The following is an 18,327-nucleotide window of genomic DNA, read 5'->3' on the forward strand; positions in this document are numbered from 1 at the left end:
TGGCTAACTGAGTTTGTGTTTAAACTTTGATCATGAACTTAACCAGCTGAAGGCTTTCTTTTTGCTCTAATTCTGTGCTTGTGCTTACTGCAATAACAGCTTCGACCTGTTGATAAGAGCTGTCAGGATTTATTACTCGCCAATCCCCCAAAACGTAACGGGGCTTGGTTGAATTGTTTTCGTTATCAGTGATAACTTCATGGACATTAGGACGGTGAGTGTGACCATGTAATAAGGCCTCTACAGGCTTTAAAGCCTTATGTACTGCCTGTTGATTAACGTCCATAATGGACATTGATTTTTGGGTTTTATTTAAGGCACTTTTTTGACGAATTTTTCGTGCCCAAGCTATTCTTTTATGCAGGGGTCTTTTTAATAGTATCCACTTGATAAGAGGGTTACGGGCTATGACCCGAAAACGTTGATAGGATTTATCATCGGTGCATAACGCATCGCCATGCTCAAATCGGAAGGTTTTATTGCCGATACTTACTAAGTAGGGCTCAGTAACTAGCTCACCATGAAATAAATCACAGAAGCGTTGCCCGATCAAAAAGTCACGATTGCCGTGCATTATTTTAATTTTGCAGCCTTGATTACTCAGGTGCTTCAGCTTCTCGATGATAGGAGTGAGCCAGTGTTGTTTGGCTTCAACAGCTGTTAAACTTAAGTAGCGGTCATCACCGACCCAGGCATCGAACCAATCTCCAAGAATATAAAATTCAGTCAAATTGGGTAAAGCGATTAAATCATCAACTAAAGCTAAAAAAGCCTGCACTAAGGCAGGCTCATCCGCTGATAAATGCAAGTCACTGATAATCACTCGGCGTATATCATAGGGCCGAGTGGTTATCAAATGGCTATAATCAATAACAGCAGGGTCATCTGTTAGCATCATATCATCAGTAACTTATAATTAGCGATGGGCTAAATTATTCAGAAACCATAACTGCAGATTCGATGATAACAGGCTCTTTTGGCACATCAGCATGCATACCGTAACGACCTGTTGGAACGCCTTCAATTTTCTTAACCACATCCATGCCGCTGGTTACTTTACCAAATACAGTGTAGCCCCAACCTTGCATGTTTTTGCCAGAATGGTTTAAGAAAGCGTTGTTTTTTACGTTAATAAAGAACTGGCTAGTGGCTGAATGTGGGTCTTGAGTACGAGCCATAGCGATTGTGCCTTCTTCGTTCTTAAGGCCATTGTCTGCTTCGTTTTCGATAGGAGCGTTTGTGCTCTTTTCGTTCATGTCAGCGTCCATACCGCCGCCCTGTACCATGAAGTCTGGGATAACGCGATGGAAAATAGTGCCATCATAGTGACCAGATTTTACGTAAGACACGAAGTTTTCTACAGTCTTAGGTGCTTTTTCAGAATTTAATTCGATAACTACTTCACCCATTGAGGTGTTTAACTGAACTACAGGCATATCACTCATTTTTGTATCCTTAACATTGGTTGTAACATTGGTGTTGGTATTGGTGCCGGCATTATTAGTTGGGGTTGTATTGGTGTTGGTACAGCCCATTAAAAAAAGAGGCATCATTAAAGTGCCAAAACCTAAAGTTTTAAATGCATTCACAAGATGTCCTAGAGGGCTTTTATTGGACTGAGTGCCAAATAAACCCAAGCTATATTAACATTTGATTAATAATTGGTTTTTTTAGGGGTTAAAGATATTAACTACAACCAAGTCTTCGTTAATTTATTTCTGCTAGTAGCAGATAACCCCTTGTTTAAAAGGCGTATTAACTCTATATAAGTATTATTATTTAGTATATAGAATGGATACGCTTAAATTTAAAGGGGTAGTCTAACCTCTTTTTTTTAGGTTGTCATGTGTCTAGCTGTTACAGGGTTTGGTAAACCTGATAGAATGGGGCAAATTTTTACAAATTCAAAAGTAATACCCAAGTTTTTATAGGAGAAGTAATTCGATGAGTACTGAAAATAATAAAACAAATGCCTCAGCTGAGCCCAAAGAGGATCAAAAAAACGATTTTATTCGTCACATCATCCGTGAAGATGTTGCCAACGACAAATATGAGCAGATTATCACTCGCTTCCCGCCAGAGCCGAATGGCTATTTGCACTTGGGTCATGTGAAATCAATCTGCCTAAACTTTGGTATTGCTAAAGAGTTTGAGGGTATTTGTAACCTACGTTTTGATGACACCAACCCCACCGCCGAAAAGCAGGATTATATTGATAATATCAAAAATGATGTTAAATGGCTGGGTTTTGAGTGGGCGGATAAGCCTTACTATGCTTCTGATTATTTCGATCAGTTACATGAGTGGGCCATTAAGCTAATTAAGCAAGGCGATGCTTATGTAGACTTGCAAACTCCTGAACAAATTCGTGAAACTCGAGGATCATTTAATGAACCAGGTAAACCTTCTCCGCAGCGTGATGCGAGTGTAGAGGATAACTTACAGCGTTTTGACGATATGAAAAACGGTAAGTATGCAGAAGGTGAAGCGGTATTGCGTGCCAAGATTGATATGGCCAGCCCTAATATGAACATGCGTGACCCTGTAATCTACCGTGTGATGAAACAGTCGCATCACCAAACGGGCGACAAATGGTGCATCTATCCGATGTACGATTACGCCCATCCTTTATCAGATGCGATTGAGGGGATTACCCATTCAATTTGTACTCTAGAGTTTGAGGATCACCGTCCATTTTATGATTGGGCAGTAGAGAAAGTTAGTGCTGAAGGGGGTATTAAATACCCACCCCATCAATACGAGTTCAGCCGTCTAAATGTTGACCATACCATGACCAGTAAGCGTAAGCTTAAGCAATTGGTAGATGAAGGCATTGTGACTGGTTGGGATGATCCTCGTATGCCTACCATTGCTGGTATGCGTCGTCGTGGTTACACCCCTGAAGGTTTACGTGATTTCTGTGAGCGTGTGGGCGTAACTAAGTCTGATAGTGTTGTGGATTTCCGTTTACTTGAATTTAGTATTCGTCAGTCGCTTGAGAATACAACAGCACGCGGTATGGCGGTTCTAAAACCTCTTAAAGTAACCATTACTAACTTTGAGGAAGCTTTAAGTGAGTGGGAAAGCTTAAAAGATGAAGGGGTAAACGCGCGCTGGGATGAGGCTGAAAAAACCTTATGGATTAACCAGCCTAAGCATCCTAACGTGGATATGGGTGAGCGTGAAATTCCGTTTACTGAAACGATCTATATTGATCAAGGGGATTATGAACTTGAGCCACCAAAAGGCTACAAGCGCTTGTCTCCTGAAAAATCAGAAATCCGTTTACGTAACACCTATGTATTGGCAGTTACCGAGCATGTGCTAGATGACGCAGGCAATGTAGTGGAGTTAAAAGCCACCATTGATAAAACTACTTTGGGTAAAAACCCTGAAGACCGTAAAGTCAAAGGTGTTATTCACTGGGTATCTGCCACCAAAGGGGTACCAGCCACTGTGCGTATGTATGAGCATTTATTCTCAGCAGAAAACCCAAGTGCGGTGCCTGATCTTCATGATGCCTTGAATCCAAATTCATTGACCGTACTTGAAGCGGTGGTAGAGCCCTCATTGGCCAATGCCGAAGCGGGCAGCCGTTTCCAGTTTGAACGTGAAGGCTACTTCGTGGCAGACGCAGAAGAGCACACTGCGGATAAGCCAGTGTTTAACCAAATTGTTAGTCTGCGTGATAACTATAAGCCAGAATAGCACAAGCTATAAGCTAAGGTAGTAAACCGTAGATGCCCATACTTCATAACTCTTATAAGTAGGGCGCACAATAAAAAGAGGAGCTATATTTAGCTCCTCTTTTTTTATGGATAATTTATGGTAGGGAAGCTTTGAGAGCTTGGCATTAAGCGGTCTTTTCTTGTTTTGCAGTGACCAAGTGCTCAGTACCAAATTCTTTGCGTTTATTGGCAAAGAATCTATCTAGTCTGTCCATGGCATCTTCTAGATCAAACAAGTTTGGCAGGAAGACCACGCGGAAATGATCGGGTGCGTCCCAGTTAAAGCCGGTACCTTGAACCATTAATACTTTTTCTTCGATTAATAGATCCATCATAAACTGCATATCATCTTCGATAGGATAGATGGTGCGGTCTAATTTAGGGAAGCAGTAAAAGGCACCTTGTGGCATAGTGCAGGAAATACCTAGAATGGCATTTAAGCGCTCAACCGCCAATTGACGCTGCTTATACAGTCGACCTGATTCCGCTGTTAAATCTTGCATACTCTGATAACCGCCCACAGCAGTTTGAATCGCATGTTGAGCCGGCACGTTGGCACACAGTCGCATTGATGCCAACATATCCAAGCCTTCGATGAAGTCGCTAGCATACTCTTTATTACCTGATAGCATTAACCAGCCTGCACGGAAGCCGGCAATACGGTGCGATTTAGACAGACCATTGTAGGTTAGGGTTAAGACATCTTGGGCTAGGGTACACATAGGGGTATGAACCGCATCATCATATAAAATACGGTCATAGATCTCATCAGCCATTACCACTAGGTTATATTCACGAGCCAGCTCAAGAATCTCTAATAGCACTTCATTTGAATACAACGCCCCTGTTGGGTTATTGGGGTTAATGACCACAATACCGCGGGTTTTATCGTTAATCTTCGAGCGGATATCTTCAATATCAGGTTGCCAGTTTTTATCTTCGTTACAGCGATAATGGACGGCCGTACCCCCAGCTAAGTTAGCCGCTGCGGTCCATAGAGGATAATCTGGCATTGGGATAAGCACTTCATCACCATCATTCATCAGCGCTTGCATGGTCATAACAATAAGCTCAGACACTCCATTGCCTAGATAGACATCACGAACATCGACCGCAGATAACAAGCCTTTTGATTGGTAATACTGCAGAACCGCTTTACGGGCTGAGAAAATCCCCTGAGAATCTGAATAGCCTGTTGCATTATGCAGATTTAGAGCCACATCTTGTAAGATTTCATGAGGAGCATCTAAGTTAAAAGGCGCAGGGTTTCCCACGTTTAGCTTTAAAATTCGTTGACCTTGAGCTTCCATCTGCATGGCTGTCTTTAACAAAGGACCACGGATGTCATAGCAGACGTTTTGAAGTTTGTCAGATTTTTTTAGAGGTCGGCGATTGGGGGTAGGGGCAGTATTGGTCATGGTACGGTTACTCGTGCTTTGATTAGAAGACTGGGAATTAGTGGAGATTTGCGTTTCAGGGTCTAAAGAGATTGAAGGGTCAGCTGAGTTAGTAGCGGTATCTGGTAATTCACCGCGTAACAAATAACCTTCAGAGCAGCCTAAGATAGTGGCTAGAGCGGGAAGTTTTGAGGAGACAATACCATTTATACCTCGTTCCCAATTTGATATGGCACCACGGCTAACCTTTGAGCCGGCATCTGTCATGGCGGTTGCCAGTTGCTCAGCGGTTAGTCCTTTGGCTTTACGCAGCTTACTAAGCCGTTCTCCTTGAGCCTTGAACTCTGATTGCTCACTCATAGCGACTACTCTCTAAGTATTAAATTAAATAACAGCATTAAAATGCTTATAAAGGTCATTGCTAATAAAACAAAATCTATCAGCTTATGCAAGATATTATTGCATTGATAATTATTTTGCAATAGCCATAATGCAAGTAAAACTTGCATTCTAATATTAATTCTAATTTTCTATGCTAAGGGTCTATCTCAGCACTATTTAAAAAAGACCAGTAAAATAAATAGGTTAGTAATTAATATCAGTCCATTAAACTTACGAGAAATTATCTATTTATCATTATGTAACCAATCATGGAATTTAACTTTAATTTAGCTGTTGTCTCAGTTAGAGGTTGAAGCAGACGTTTTTAGCCTCATTAATTAACTTAGTCTCATTCAATTAATAACACAGTCACACTAGTATTGAAGTAGAGAAATAATCAATACTTTAGATTCCGGACTTTAAATTCAGAGTTATTAAAATAAATAGTTATTAAAATAAAATGAGTCAACAAATATTATAAATAAGGAACAGCTATGCAAGATTCTCAATTAACTAAAGAAGAAATTGCCCAATTAACAGAAGCCGATTGGCGTGAGCGACTTACTGATTCGGAGTATTTTGTACTACGTGAAAAAGGAACGGAACGACCTTTTACGGGCATTCACAATGATATGAGTGAGGAGGGAATTTACCGCTGTAAGGGGTGTGGTGCTAAATTATTTGACTCGAATAATAAGTTTGATGCTGGATGTGGTTGGCCAAGCTTTGATGCTACAATTGAAGAGTCGGCCATTGATGAGCACCTAGACACCTCTCATGGTATGCGTAGAGTTGAAGTGACTTGTAGTAACTGCGGTGGGCACTTGGGGCATGTGTTCCCTGATGGGCCTAGAGAGACCACAGGATTAAGATATTGTATTAACTCTGTGGCCATAGATTTAGAGCCCAAAGCTTAATTCTGTGACCAACTATTTTGTGACAAGCTATATAGCCCTAGATAATAATAATTCACTTCAAGGAAGCACACATGACAACAATTTATGATTTTAATGCCAAAGATTTAAATGGCAATGAGGTTGACTTTGGTCAATTCAAAGACAAAGTGTTATTAATCGTTAATACTGCCAGTAAATGTGGCTTTACCCCGCAATTTGAAGAGCTAGAAGAGTTGCACCAAAGCTATAAAGATCAGGGTTTGGTGATTATTGGTTTTCCTTGTAATCAATTTGGCAGTCAAGACCCAGGTAGTAATGAAGAGATTGGTGCTTTTTGTCAGAAGAATTACGGGGTAAGCTTCTTAATGATGCAGAAAATCGACGTTAATGGAGACAATGAGCATCCTCTATATACTTGGCTAAAAAAACAAGAAGGCGGGTTTTTAACTGATGGTATTAAGTGGAATTTCACCAAGTTTCTGATAAACCGTCAGGGTGAGGTAGTTGATCGCTATGCTCCTACTACTAAGCCTAAGGCCATAGAATCAGATATAGTCAAACTATTGGCGTAGCGTCGTTGCTACAGCAGTGATTTTGGTAGGTTTGGGTTAAATTTAATATTTGATCTCCATAGCCCATCAGTCATAAAACTATTTACCTAGAAAACACTGGTTGGCTGACCCTTAATATTTTATAAAACTAGCTTAAATAATGGGTAACACTTGAGGGTGTTATCCATTTTGTTTTTTGGCTAAAGTGTTAAACTATCGGCTATTGATAGATATTTTAAATTCAAAATAAAAGTTTTAGTGAGAAAAATCATGCGAATTCGTAAACTATTTAAATTTGAAAACGCACATATTGTGCGTAACTGTAGTTCGGATAGGTGTAAGCGCTCTATACATGGGCATAGCTATCAGATCGAGCTTATTTTGCAAGCTGATAGACTAGATAATGGTCAAATGGTTTATGACTTTGGACTGTTAAAATCGTCTATTAAAGACATTATTGATAGCTTTGATCATGCCATTTGTTTTTGGAACAAAGATGATCCTGAATACATTGAGATGTGTAAGAAATTCAGTGCCCGCTGGATTAGTTTGCCTGTTTCTCCTTCCGCTGAGCAGTTTTCAAGAGTAATTTTCTTTTGGGCGCAAAGTATTCTTGATCAGACTAAAATGGCCAATGGTGAGGCGGGAGTTAGTGTTTATTCTGTTATTGCTCATGAGACGGCGACAGGATATGCGCAATGCTTTGCAGAGGACATTACTAATGAACATATGGGCTTATTAAGGTTGGAGGACTTTGAATTTAGTCAGCAGGTAATGCAAGAGTGGACCGACCCAAAAATGTATCAAAAACTGATAGCGGGCGAGCCTTTTGTGAACCCTGAAGTGACGCTTCAAGTAAAAGCTTAATGCTTTAATTATATGAGCCAGAAATAACAGCTCAGTCCTTCTAATAACCGCTCAATTATAATAAGTAATATAAATATCGCCTTTAAAAAATTGATTGATAGTAACTATGCGAGGCAGACAATGGCAAGCCAACAAAAAGAGATTATCTTAAAATCTGAAGCAGATACCGAAGCTTTGGCTCAGAAATTGGCTAAGGCCAATCTTACTGGTAGCGTCTGGCTGTCTGGCGATCTGGGCGCAGGTAAGACCACTTTGACCCGCTATTGGCTAAAAGCCTTAGGCCATCAAGGCTCAGTAAAAAGCCCAACCTATACTTTGGTTGAGCCCTACGAGTTGGCTGAGTCTAACAATGCGTTGATAGAGCGTGTTTATCACGCTGATTTGTACCGATTACAAGACCCTGAAGAATTATCATTTATAGGTTTTGAAGAATATCTAGAAGATGATAAAGCCTTGGTTATCATTGAATGGGCCAGCCGAGCAGAAGACTACTTACCACCGCCCACAATGACTCTGGATATCACGGTGACAACCCAAGAGGGTGAACAAATTAGACGAGTCAATATACAGTCTAAGGAAGATATTAGCTTTGATATTCTTTGATTTCATTAGAGGTTACATGCGACTAGGCTAAAACAAATTAACCACCATAAGGTAGCCGTCTTGACGGATAATATTTTTTAATATCAGTGTTTATAACCCTCTGCATCTATCTGTTTTTCAATTCAATTTTAACTTCATTGACAGCCTATTATGACTTTCAGTAGTAACTCAACATCACTATCGCAGGAGCAAGCTGCTGCGGCTGGTGGCAGTAACCGTATCAAAAAGCTACCTCCGCTGTTGGTCAACCAACTTGCTGCGGGTGAGGTAGTAACGCGTCCAGCTTCTGTGGTGAAAGAGCTTATTGAAAATGCCATTGATGCTGGGGCCAAGCATATTGATATTCGAATTACTCAAGGCGGCATGGGCATTATTGAGGTAGCTGATGATGGTTGCGGTATTCATCCTGATGACATGATTATGGCAGTCACCCGATTTGCTACCAGCAAAATTGCTGATGTGGCTCACCTGCAAGGAATTGCAACTTTAGGGTTTCGTGGTGAAGCGCTGGCCGCGACGGCGGCAGTGTCTAGGCTGACATTGACCAGCTGTAGTGATGATAGTGGTATAGGGCGTGAATTGAATGTGGCTGGGATTTTGGAAGATACGCCGCAGCTGATACCTGTAGTTCGCTCTAAAGGCACCACAGTAACGGTCAAAGATTTATACTTTAATGTGCCGGCTCGGCGCGGTAATTTAAAGTCTATTTCAACTGAATATGCCCATATTGAAATGGTGGTAAAACAATTAGCCTTGGTTTCCAGTGATGTAAGCTTCAGCTTATGGCACAATGATAAGCGTAGATTTAACTTCGAATCTATCGCCAGCAGTGATAAAGGGACCACTTATAGTATTAGGGGTTCCGAAGCGATGAAATCTACAGTGATGCAGTCAGTGCTGGCACGATTGACAGCATTGCTGCCAACCAGCCATGATCAGGCTGAACTGTTTAGTGACAGTAACTTGCAGCCCATAAATATCAGTTTGGAGGGGCTGCGACCCCAAAGTGCATGGCAGGAAGGAACTGAGGAGAATTTAGCCATCACCGGCTTTCTGATTCCTAGCCCAAGAGCCCTATCAAGCTCAAGCTACAAACTCATTTATATTAATGGTAGATTGGTAAAAGATAGGCGGATTTCGCAAAGTATTCGTGACAGTGCGGCCAATTTATCAGGCATTAATAGTCTAGGCTATGTGCTGTTTTTTAATTTACCTAAGGCGTGGCTAAACTTAAACGTTCATCCCTCGAAACAATGTATCAAGATTCAAAACCTAGCCAATGTGATGGCTCATCTTGAAATAGGGGTTCGAGATGCGCTTCAGCTTTGGCAACATCGTCAGCCAGCTGAAGTTGTAGACGATGAGGCGAATCCCTCATCATCAACAGTAGCTGGCACTGATTCGGATTCGGTTGCGCCGAGCCAGTTTATCGATAAGGCTACTGATGACTTCATTAATTCCTCCATTAATAACGACAATAATTATTTAACTAAGCAGTTAGCTAATAATTTGAATAAAGTTCAACAGTCTAAAAGTGACTATGAGCTTAGCGAAGGGCAGAGTAATTTAACTAGCAAAGTAGATCGTGACGCCAGTACTGCTGTAGACTCTAACCAGAAGTTGCAAACTTTATTTACTCAGAACGTGGCTGCTAGCATTGTGGCTGGGACAGAAGCTGCTGAAGTAGCCTCAAATCAGTTGATTGGTCTGGCTATCTTAGATAAGTGTCAAATATCTCAAGCACTATTAAATAAACTGCAGGGAAATGAAGGGCAGGATGACCACTCGTTGTCGTCATCTGATAATGGCTTATTGCTGTTAATCCAGGCCAATCAAAGTGTTTATTTGTTGACAGAGCAGGGGTTTAAGTCAGGATTACAAAATATCAGCATAGATTTGGCCTCTTCCTTAACCAATCTTCAGTCATTGTCCGAGTTAAATGGGATACTCAGCAGAGTGGCGCTATTATCAGACGCAGACCATCAACAGCTTTTAGCAAGAGCTGTAACCCAATTATCGTTCCTAGAGCTGGCTTCACTGATGATTAAAAGGTTTTAAACAAAACCGCTATCAAAGTCACATACATCATTAACAATATATTCATACATTACTCAAAGAGAGCGTTATTATGAGTGTAGTTGACCACTCGATAAAATTAGCATCGGATCAGACAATTTTGCCAAAGCAGGGTTTACCAAAAATGCCTTTACCAAAAAACAGTGTGGTTTGTTTGATGGCACCCACCGCCAGTGGCAAAACCTCTCTGGCATACGAGCTATACGAGACAGGCAAATTTGAGATTATCTCTGTAGACTCTGCTCTGATTTATAAAGATATGAATATTGGCACCGCTAAGCCAACATCAGAGGAGTTGTTGCAATATCCGCACTATTTGGTTGATATCATTGACCCTACCGACACTTACAGTGTGGCAAGCTTCGTCAATGATGTGGAGCGTTTGATCGAAGAGATTCATGGTCGCAATAAAATCCCGTTACTTGTGGGTGGCACCATGATGTATTACATGGCTTTATTTGATGGACTTTCTGCAGTCCCAGACACTGATACACAGGTGCGAGAGGAAGTAGAGCAGTGGCGAAAACAGCAGGGTATAGAAGCGCTACATCAGTATTTGCAGCAAGTAGACCCAGTTATTGCTGAGCGTTTGCCATTAGGCGATACCCAAAGGATTACCCGTGCCATTGAAGTTTATAAGCAAACCGGTAAGCCATTAAGTGAGTGGCAGAAATTGCCTAAGCAGGCTTTGTCTAATAATCCAGAACAGTACTGGTTAGGGTTGGCAGTGATGCCAGATAGGGCTTGGTTACATGAACGTATTGAGCTGCGATTGCAACTTATGTGGCAGCAAGGTTTCTTTGAAGAAGTGATTAACTTATTACAGCAATATGAGCTATCAGCTGATATGCCTTCAATGCGCTGTGTGGGTTATAGACAGGTAATAGATTACTTGTTTTTAACAGATCATCCGGCGGCAAAACTGCTAGTAAATAATGGTGAAGCTGTTGAAAATAAAGGTTTAACTGTTGATGGCCTTGATGAGGTGACTGCTTGTCAAGATATGAAAAATAAGGCATTATATGCCACACGACAGCTTGCAAAACGCCAATATACTTGGCTTAGAAATTTAGTAGCCAGTTTTGATCCCTCTAATGTTGAACTAGCGAATGCTGACCAACAGGATAGTAATATCACTGATCAGCGTCAGATCCCTCAGACAGATACCCTCAACACGTCTGCCCAACTTGACTGTGGCAACAAAGTGGTTCATGCTTTTGCGACTATTACTGAAGCCAAAGATTATTTAAGCTCTAGATTGTAACAGTTCTAAAGCCGGTAATAAGTTTTCTAAAGCTAATAATAACAAGCTAAAAAAATTTACTTACACTATATAACACTTACTCTGGACTAATTTGCTAGTACGGACAGCCAAAAAAATGATATGGTAAAGCTATTATAAATATAAACGACGATATTTGAGAATAGAACCAATTTATAACAAAGCTTAATGGCTATTTTAGATTGACCGTATTAATCTAATAACTAATCTGTCATCCACATATAATAAATTAAAAATTTAGGAGACACACCCGATGTCAAAAGGACAAACATTACAAGACCCGTTTTTAAATTCATTACGTAAAGACCGAATTCCAGTTTCTATTTTTTTAGTAAATGGCATAAAACTGCAAGGGCAAATTGAATCATTTGATCAATATGTGGTGCTATTAAAAAATACAGTTAGCCAAATGGTGTATAAGCACGCTATTTCAACGGTAGTTCCCGCTCGTAATCCACGTAGCAGTGGAGCGACACCAGGAGGTATTGCCCAACAGCCCGCTGGATACCAAAGTGGCTTTGGGGCTAATCCTGCTGCTACTGGAGGCTTTGAGCGCAGTACTCCTGGCTTCGAGCCTGGTGGGTTTGCTAACAAACGTAGTAGTGGCTTTAATCGTGGTGGCTTTGCTGATCGCGGCTTTAATCAAGAAAGAGGTGGGTTTGCTCAAGAGCGAGGCTTCGGTGTTGAGCGCGGCTTTGAAGGCGATCGCGGTTTTGATTCTGATAGAACATTTGGTGTCAACCGTCCACAGCATGGTTTCGGTACACGTGGTTTTGAAAAACGTGGCTTTGCTGCTCCAGCGCATCAAGATGATGATGAAGATTTAACCAATAATTATGGTGATGACGAATAATCGTTTTGTGATCAACTATACAAAGCTTTTAATTTTATATTAGGCTAAGAGAGACAAAAAACCTGCATATAGCAGGTTTTTTTATTACTAAATTATAGATATTAATACAGGTAACTTACATCCTAGACTGCTTGTAACAGAGCTAATATGCTAAACTTAGTCCTTAATATAATTTTTGCAAAATTCTATAAATATAAGTTTGATAAGTGACGATTTTTCGACTAAAAACTTCACTAATCAAAAATATACCAACTAAAATTGTTATCGTATTAATCATAAAAATAACGAAAAGTATTCAAACACTATGAAAACACAGATTGAGCCGCCTACTACCGAACAATACATTACTTACGCTGTCGATGCGATTCGTACCGAACAAAACGCTCTTGAGCTGTTGATACAACAGTTAGATGAGAGATTCGTCCAAGCTTGTGAGCTTATCCGTAACTGTAAAGGACGAGTGGTGGTAACCGGAATGGGCAAATCGGGCCATATTGGTCGTAAAATTGCTGCCACTTTTGCGTCAACAGGTTCGCCTGCTTTCTTTATGCATCCTGGGGAAGCGGGACATGGTGATTTAGGTATGCTTGTGCCTGGAGATGTGTTGTTGGCCATTTCTAATTCAGGGGAGTCTGATGAGATTAAGACTTTATTGCCTGTAGTTAAACAGCTATCGATCCCTTTAATTAGTATCAGTCGTGATAAACGAGGCATGTTGCCCAAGTCAGCAGATGTGGCTTTAACTTTAGGCGCCTCAGAAGAAGCTTGTCCTTTGGGTTTGGCTCCTACCTCGAGTACTACTGCAACTTTAGCACTTGGTGATGCCATTGCCGTTGCTTTGGTTCATGCCCGTCAATTTACCTCAGAAGATTTTGCTTTATCGCACCCTGCCGGCGCTTTAGGTCGTAAGCTATTGATGCGAGTGAGTGACTTGATGCATCAAGCAGAAAAAGACTTACAACTTCCTTTGGTGAACACGGACACCACTTTGCACAATGCGCTGTTTGTAATGACCAGTGGTCGTTTGGGTATGGCTGTGGTAGTAGATGATAATAATAAGGTGGTGGGAATCTTTACCGACGGTGATCTACGTAGATGCTTAGAGAAAAAGATTGATTTGGAAACGCCAATGTCTCAAATCATGACTCCAAATCCAAAACAGGTCTCAAAAAACATGAGAGCCTCTGATGCACTTAGTGTCATGAATGAAAAAGCCATTAGTCAGTTATTGATTGTCGATGAAGAGCAACAGTTGGAAGGTGTCATTAGTATTCATGACTTATTACAGGCTGGTGTGAGTTAAAAACATCGTTCTTTGATACTCAAGTGTTGTAATCTATTCAGTATTTTTTTAATAAATAGAAGGCAGTTATGCAGGATTTAATTCAAGCAGCATCGAAAGTTAAATTACTGGTATTAGATGTGGATGGTATTTTATCTAATGGTCATATTATCTATGATGCTAATGGGGTAGAGACCAAGTGCTTTAACGTAAAAGATGGTATGGGCGTCAAATCGGTTAAATTAGCAGGGGTGAAAACTGCTATTATTACTGGTAGAAGTAGCGCTATGGTCAATCAGCGTGCCAAAGAAATGGGCATTGATTATGTGATTCAGGGACGTGATGATAAGCTTGAGGCTCTAAAGCAGTTACTCCTTGATTTGCCTATTGAGCTTGAAGAATGTGCTTATATGGGGGATGATTTACCTGATATTAAGGCCTTACAATCAGTAGGTTTTTCGGCCACTGTACCCAACGCTCATTCAGAAGTATTAAGCCGAGTGATGATGGTTACCACCAATGTGGGCGGTGAAGGTGCAGTACGAGAAGTGTGTGACTTAATCCTAAAAGGTCATGGCAAGTATCAAGAGTATATCAGTCAATACGTCCTTGATTAGTGTCTTAATAATCTCCATCTAATAAATTATCAGCTTAATTGGCCATAATTGGTGGTTATAAAGAGGTGTAATGAATACCCGGTTTCTGTTCGTAATTTCACTATTGATAGCCATGTTTGCGGTTTGGTTTTATAAAAACCAAGGCGATCTAGACGAAATTTTAAATATGTCTACCACCAATATTGAGTATGAAGCTACCGATATCTTAGCCGTCCAAACTAATGAAGAAGGGGTGGCGGAGTATTCACTCACTGCCGATAATTTAACCCACTATTCAGACCAGAACTTCGATAAGTTAGTGGCAATGAAACTTAACTGGCGCCCTAGTAGCAGCCAAAATGTAATGATTAATGCTGATGAAGCGGTCATGTATCACGAGCAATCTAAAGTGGTGATGACCAATAATGTGCTATTTTCTAGTCAATCAGATGCCAATACACAGGCAGCAAAACCGCCGATGAAGTTGGTTGCGTCTGAACTGATTGGAGATTTGGAACAAAACAAAGTCTTTAGTGAAAAGCCCATTAAAGTGACACAGGCTAATAATAGCTTTGAGTCTTCAAGTTTTGTGGCTGACGTAAATAATGGCGAATATGAATTCTCCAATGTTGCAGTGACTTTTATGCCTCCAGCACGCAGAGACGTCCCCTTATTCTAAAGAAAAATTATTAAATCAGATCTGTTAAATAATCGGTTAATTAACAAAATAGTAATTTGTTAAACCAAATTTGTAGGAACTAAACTGTGAATAAACGCTCTAATACACAAGCGCTAATCAACTCAAATCAATATTCAAATACCCTCAAAGAGATGGGCTTACCTATGTTAAATTTACCCAGAGTTGCCTTATGTGCTACTGCAGTAATAGCCTCAATGGCCGCTTTCCAGGCCAATGCACTGCCTTCAGATGCACAGCAGCCTATACGCTTATTGGCCGATAAAGCTACCTATAGTGAGCGGACAGGGGTAACCTCCTATTCAGGCAACGTTACTATTACTCAAGGGACCTTAAAGCTGGCTGCAGATAATATTACTGTGAATTTATCAGATGGTCGTAGTATCCAATCCGCTGTTGCAACAGGTCGCCCAGCTACCATGCAGCAAGTGGTTACCAAAGAGAAGGGGCTGGCCAAAGGTCAAGCCAATAAGATTGATTACAATGCCCAAAATGGCATTGTCACTTTGACAGGTAATGCTAAGTTAACCCAAAATGGCGCTAGCTTTGCAGGTAACGTGATTCGCTATAGCCTAAAAGTGGGTGATGTTGAGGCCACTTCAGGGGGCAGTCAGCGTGTTGAATTGATTTTCCCACCGAGCCAGTTAAACAGTCGTACAGGAATTAGATAGACCATGAGTAATTCACAGCCTCCAATCCCCTCTGATTCAGAGCAGGATTCAAAGCAAAATACAGCCAACACTTCAGGTGCTCAATCTGAGTCGGTCGCTACCCAGAACTTGATTCCCGAAGCTTCTAATACAGCTTTGACCATGCGCAATTTAGGTAAGCGTTATGGTAAACGCTGGGTGGTGAAAGACGTCTCTTTTAGTGTTGAGCCTGGACAAGTGGTTGGTTTGCTTGGACCGAACGGAGCGGGTAAAACCACCAGCTTCTATATGGTGGTGGGCTTAGTCAACATGGACAAGGGGGTAGTGAGGCTTGGTAATCAAGATTTATCTAAGTATGCTATGCACGAGCGGGCTAGGGCGGGGATTGGGTATTTACCCCAAGAGGCGTCCATCTTCCGTAAGCTGACGGTGGAAGATAATATTATGGCTATCCTAGAGACCCGAAAAGATCTGGATAGAGCGGCACAAAAACAAGAGTTAGAAAAGCTAATCTCTGACTTTAGTCTGGCCCACGTGCGTCATTCCTTAGGAATGAGTGTCTCTGGCGGTGAGCGCCGTCGCTGTGAAATTGCTCGTGCCTTAGCGGCTAATCCAAAGTTCATTTTATTAGATGAGCCGTTTGCTGGAGTAGATCCAATTTCTGTGAGCGATATTAAAGAGGTTATCATCGCGTTAAAGCATAGAGGCATCGGGGTTCTGATTACCGACCATAACGTGCGTGAGACTCTAGCTATTTGTGAACATGCTTATATCGTTAGTGAAGGGGCTATCATTGCGCATGGTAGTTCAGAAGAGGTGTTGAATAACAGCTTAGTTAAAGAAGTTTATCTGGGTAAAGATTTCCAAGTCTAGCAGACAGTAATCACTTAATCATTTAAACGCTTAGCAAGTTAACAGCTTTGCTATCGATCACCCTCCTTAATTACCTAATTATAAAAAATGGCTGGCTGAAATAAGCTGGCCATTTTTATCTTGTCATTTATAAGGGATCGCTATTATGTCCAAATCAAAAACCAGCTTTGTTTGTCAAAATTGTGGGGCACACTTTGGTAAGTGGTCTGGACAGTGCTCTGATTGTGGCGAATGGAATACTCTGGTTGAAGCACCGAATGTGTCTATGCCTCATCATAAAAAATCTAGCAAGCCGTCAGTATCTACTGGTCCCAACTTAGGCGCTATCGCAAAAAATGATAGGATGAACTACTCAGGATCTCAAAGTGGGGTGGTCACACTGGGGTCTGTGAATGTCACTTTTGATACTAGATTACCTACGGGTATTAGTGAATTTGACCGGGTGTTGGGCGGCGGATTGGTTGCTGGTTCAGTAGTACTGATTGGGGGTGACCCTGGCATTGGTAAATCGACAATCTTGCTGCAAACTGCGGCCAATATGGCAAATCCTGAATCTTTGGCAGGCAGTGCTTTATATGTAACTGGTGAAGAGTCTTTATCACAGGTGGCCATGCGCGCTCAGCGCTTAGGGCTTTCAAGCGATTACTTAAAAGTGATGACCGAGACCAATGTCGAAACCATCTGTGCGGCACTGACTCAAGAGCAGCCGGCTGTGGCGATTATTGACTCTATTCAAACTATCTATACCGATGCCATTAACTCAGCGCCTGGTGGTGTGAGTCAAATACGGGAGTCTGCAGCCATGTTGACTCGCTATGCCAAGCAGACAGGTACGGCCCTATTTTTAGTAGGCCATGTAACCAAAGAGGGAACGCTGGCTGGCCCCAGAGTGTTGGAGCATATGGTGGATACTGTATTGTATTTTGAGGGACAGTCAGACTCCCGATTTCGTATGATCCGCGCCGTTAAAAACCGTTTTGGGGCGGTCAATGAGCTGGGTATCTTTGGTATGACCGATACCGGACTAAAAGAGGTGGCTAATCCTTCGGCTATTTTCTTAAGTCGCTACGATAAACCCATCTCAGGCTCCGTGGTAATGGTCAGTCGTGAAGGGACTAGACCCTTATTGGTAGAGGTGCAGGCATTAGTGGATGATTCAGCCGGTCAACCAAGACGTATGGCATTAGGTCTAGATCCACAGCGCTTGGCCATGCTTCTTGCGGTTATGCATCGACATGGGGGGATTCATACCAGTGGTCAGGACGTTTATGTCAACGTGGTGGGCGGGGTTAAAGTGATGGAGACCGGCTCAGACTTAGCAGTGCTATTGGCCTGTGCTTCGAGTATTAAAGAAAAACCTTTGCCATCCTCTTTGGCCGTATTTGGTGAGGTAGGACTGTCAGGGGAGATTCGTCCGGTACCTAATGGGCAAGAGCGTCTTAAGGAGGCCATGAAGCATGGCTTTACCCATGCTATCGTGCCCAAGGCCAATGCCCCAAAAAATCTGATGGGGCAGTTTAAAGGAATCAATGTTATCACGGCCGACCGTCTGGACGATGCCATCGATCGGGCGTTCGAACTTTAATGGCATTTGT

17 protein-coding genes are annotated in these 18,327 nt (G+C 41.6%); 14 read left to right on the forward strand and 3 right to left on the reverse strand.

Translation table 11 applies throughout. The features are described from left to right. Positions 1 to 19: 19 nt before the first annotated feature. Together B3S92_RS02665 and B3S92_RS02670 are read right to left on the reverse strand one after the other, a co-directional pair. The gene (locus tag B3S92_RS02665) at positions 20 to 898 is read right to left on the reverse strand and encodes a UDP-2,3-diacylglucosamine diphosphatase (protein WP_349678943.1); all 879 of its coding nucleotides are present in this window, start codon (positions 896 to 898) and stop codon (positions 20 to 22) included. Between the two features lie 34 nt (positions 899 to 932). After that, entirely contained in the window at positions 933 to 1,445 is a 513-nt protein-coding gene (locus tag B3S92_RS02670; RefSeq protein ID WP_077450969.1) for a peptidylprolyl isomerase, read from the reverse strand. A 499-nt stretch (positions 1,446 to 1,944) separates the two neighbouring features. On the opposite strand from B3S92_RS02670, the gene B3S92_RS02675 reads away from it, so the two are divergent. Then, entirely contained in the window at positions 1,945 to 3,708 is a 1,764-nt protein-coding gene (locus B3S92_RS02675; protein ID WP_296202454.1) for a glutamine--tRNA ligase/YqeY domain fusion protein, read from the forward strand. 145 nt (positions 3,709 to 3,853) lie between these two features. Here B3S92_RS02675 and B3S92_RS02680 read toward each other — a convergent pair whose 3' ends face one another. Then, positions 3,854 to 5,485, reverse strand: coding sequence for an aminotransferase class I/II-fold pyridoxal phosphate-dependent enzyme (locus B3S92_RS02680; RefSeq protein WP_296202456.1), 1,632 nt, complete (start codon positions 5,483 to 5,485; stop codon positions 3,854 to 3,856). A gap of 515 nt (positions 5,486 to 6,000) precedes the next feature. Between B3S92_RS02680 and msrB the strand changes: the two genes are divergently transcribed. From msrB to radA, 13 genes are all read left to right on the forward strand, one after another. Beyond that, a complete protein-coding gene (msrB, locus tag B3S92_RS02685) occupies positions 6,001 to 6,423 on the forward strand; it encodes a peptide-methionine (R)-S-oxide reductase MsrB (RefSeq protein WP_296202458.1) in 423 nt (140 codons plus the stop codon). 71 nt (positions 6,424 to 6,494) lie between these two features. Then, entirely contained in the window at positions 6,495 to 6,974 is a 480-nt protein-coding gene (locus B3S92_RS02690; protein WP_296202460.1) for a glutathione peroxidase, read from the forward strand. A 249-nt stretch (positions 6,975 to 7,223) separates the two neighbouring features. After that, positions 7,224 to 7,820, forward strand: a complete 597-nt coding sequence (locus B3S92_RS02695) for a 6-pyruvoyl trahydropterin synthase family protein (protein WP_296202462.1) — start codon at positions 7,224 to 7,226, stop codon at positions 7,818 to 7,820. A gap of 120 nt (positions 7,821 to 7,940) precedes the next feature. Further along, positions 7,941 to 8,423 (forward strand): tRNA (adenosine(37)-N6)-threonylcarbamoyltransferase complex ATPase subunit type 1 TsaE, encoded by a 483-nt coding sequence (gene tsaE / locus B3S92_RS02700; RefSeq protein WP_296202464.1) that lies wholly within the window; start codon positions 7,941 to 7,943, stop codon positions 8,421 to 8,423. 150 nt (positions 8,424 to 8,573) lie between these two features. Further along, positions 8,574 to 10,481 (forward strand): DNA mismatch repair endonuclease MutL, encoded by a 1,908-nt coding sequence (mutL, locus tag B3S92_RS02705; RefSeq protein WP_296202466.1) that lies wholly within the window; start codon positions 8,574 to 8,576, stop codon positions 10,479 to 10,481. 142 nt (positions 10,482 to 10,623) lie between these two features. Next, the gene (miaA, locus tag B3S92_RS02710; RefSeq protein ID WP_296202638.1) at positions 10,624 to 11,763 is read left to right on the forward strand and encodes a tRNA (adenosine(37)-N6)-dimethylallyltransferase MiaA; all 1,140 of its coding nucleotides are present in this window, start codon (positions 10,624 to 10,626) and stop codon (positions 11,761 to 11,763) included. Positions 11,764 to 12,034: 271 nt separating this feature from the next. Next, complete coding sequence (hfq, locus tag B3S92_RS02715) at positions 12,035 to 12,634, forward strand: RNA chaperone Hfq (protein ID WP_296202468.1); 600 nt, start codon at positions 12,035 to 12,037, stop codon at positions 12,632 to 12,634. Between the two features lie 304 nt (positions 12,635 to 12,938). Continuing rightward, entirely contained in the window at positions 12,939 to 13,937 is a 999-nt protein-coding gene (locus B3S92_RS02720; RefSeq protein ID WP_296202470.1) for a KpsF/GutQ family sugar-phosphate isomerase, read from the forward strand. 68 nt (positions 13,938 to 14,005) lie between these two features. Continuing rightward, a complete protein-coding gene (locus B3S92_RS02725; RefSeq protein WP_296202472.1) occupies positions 14,006 to 14,533 on the forward strand; it encodes a KdsC family phosphatase in 528 nt (175 codons plus the stop codon). A gap of 70 nt (positions 14,534 to 14,603) precedes the next feature. Then, entirely contained in the window at positions 14,604 to 15,191 is a 588-nt protein-coding gene (lptC, locus tag B3S92_RS02730; protein WP_077450812.1) for an LPS export ABC transporter periplasmic protein LptC, read from the forward strand. A 215-nt stretch (positions 15,192 to 15,406) separates the two neighbouring features. Next, entirely contained in the window at positions 15,407 to 15,880 is a 474-nt protein-coding gene (lptA, locus tag B3S92_RS02735; RefSeq protein WP_296202640.1) for a lipopolysaccharide transport periplasmic protein LptA, read from the forward strand. Positions 15,881 to 16,021: 141 nt separating this feature from the next. After that, positions 16,022 to 16,732: an LPS export ABC transporter ATP-binding protein gene (lptB, locus tag B3S92_RS02740; RefSeq protein ID WP_095532572.1), complete on the forward strand. Its 711-nt coding sequence runs from the start codon at positions 16,022 to 16,024 to the stop codon at positions 16,730 to 16,732. A gap of 145 nt (positions 16,733 to 16,877) precedes the next feature. Then, positions 16,878 to 18,317, forward strand: a complete 1,440-nt coding sequence (gene radA / locus B3S92_RS02745) for a DNA repair protein RadA (protein WP_296202477.1) — start codon at positions 16,878 to 16,880, stop codon at positions 18,315 to 18,317. Positions 18,318 to 18,327 lie beyond the last annotated feature (10 nt).

This window comes from Psychrobacter sp. UBA3962 (assembly GCF_002385225.1).
Lineage (GTDB): Bacteria > Pseudomonadota > Gammaproteobacteria > Pseudomonadales > Moraxellaceae > Psychrobacter.

Bases quoted from the DNA above. Each gene is read 5' to 3' on its own strand.
- B3S92_RS02665 (WP_349678943.1), bottom strand. From the start codon at position 898: ATGATGCTAACAGATGACCCTGCTGTTATTGATTATAGCCATTTGATA.
- B3S92_RS02670 (WP_077450969.1), bottom strand. From the start codon at position 1,445: ATGAGTGATATGCCTGTAGTTCAGTTAAACACCTCAATGGGTGAAGTA.
- B3S92_RS02675 (WP_296202454.1), top strand. From the start codon at position 1,945: ATGAGTACTGAAAATAATAAAACAAATGCCTCAGCTGAGCCCAAAGAG.
- B3S92_RS02680 (WP_296202456.1), bottom strand. From the start codon at position 5,485: ATGAGTGAGCAATCAGAGTTCAAGGCTCAAGGAGAACGGCTTAGTAAG.
- msrB (WP_296202458.1), top strand. From the start codon at position 6,001: ATGCAAGATTCTCAATTAACTAAAGAAGAAATTGCCCAATTAACAGAA.
- B3S92_RS02690 (WP_296202460.1), top strand. From the start codon at position 6,495: ATGACAACAATTTATGATTTTAATGCCAAAGATTTAAATGGCAATGAG.
- B3S92_RS02695 (WP_296202462.1), top strand. From the start codon at position 7,224: ATGCGAATTCGTAAACTATTTAAATTTGAAAACGCACATATTGTGCGT.
- tsaE (WP_296202464.1), top strand. From the start codon at position 7,941: ATGGCAAGCCAACAAAAAGAGATTATCTTAAAATCTGAAGCAGATACC.
- mutL (WP_296202466.1), top strand. From the start codon at position 8,574: ATGACTTTCAGTAGTAACTCAACATCACTATCGCAGGAGCAAGCTGCT.
- miaA (WP_296202638.1), top strand. From the start codon at position 10,624: ATGCCTTTACCAAAAAACAGTGTGGTTTGTTTGATGGCACCCACCGCC.
- hfq (WP_296202468.1), top strand. From the start codon at position 12,035: ATGTCAAAAGGACAAACATTACAAGACCCGTTTTTAAATTCATTACGT.
- B3S92_RS02720 (WP_296202470.1), top strand. From the start codon at position 12,939: ATGAAAACACAGATTGAGCCGCCTACTACCGAACAATACATTACTTAC.
- B3S92_RS02725 (WP_296202472.1), top strand. From the start codon at position 14,006: ATGCAGGATTTAATTCAAGCAGCATCGAAAGTTAAATTACTGGTATTA.
- lptC (WP_077450812.1), top strand. From the start codon at position 14,604: ATGAATACCCGGTTTCTGTTCGTAATTTCACTATTGATAGCCATGTTT.
- lptA (WP_296202640.1), top strand. From the start codon at position 15,407: ATGGCCGCTTTCCAGGCCAATGCACTGCCTTCAGATGCACAGCAGCCT.
- lptB (WP_095532572.1), top strand. From the start codon at position 16,022: ATGCGCAATTTAGGTAAGCGTTATGGTAAACGCTGGGTGGTGAAAGAC.
- radA (WP_296202477.1), top strand. From the start codon at position 16,878: ATGTCCAAATCAAAAACCAGCTTTGTTTGTCAAAATTGTGGGGCACAC.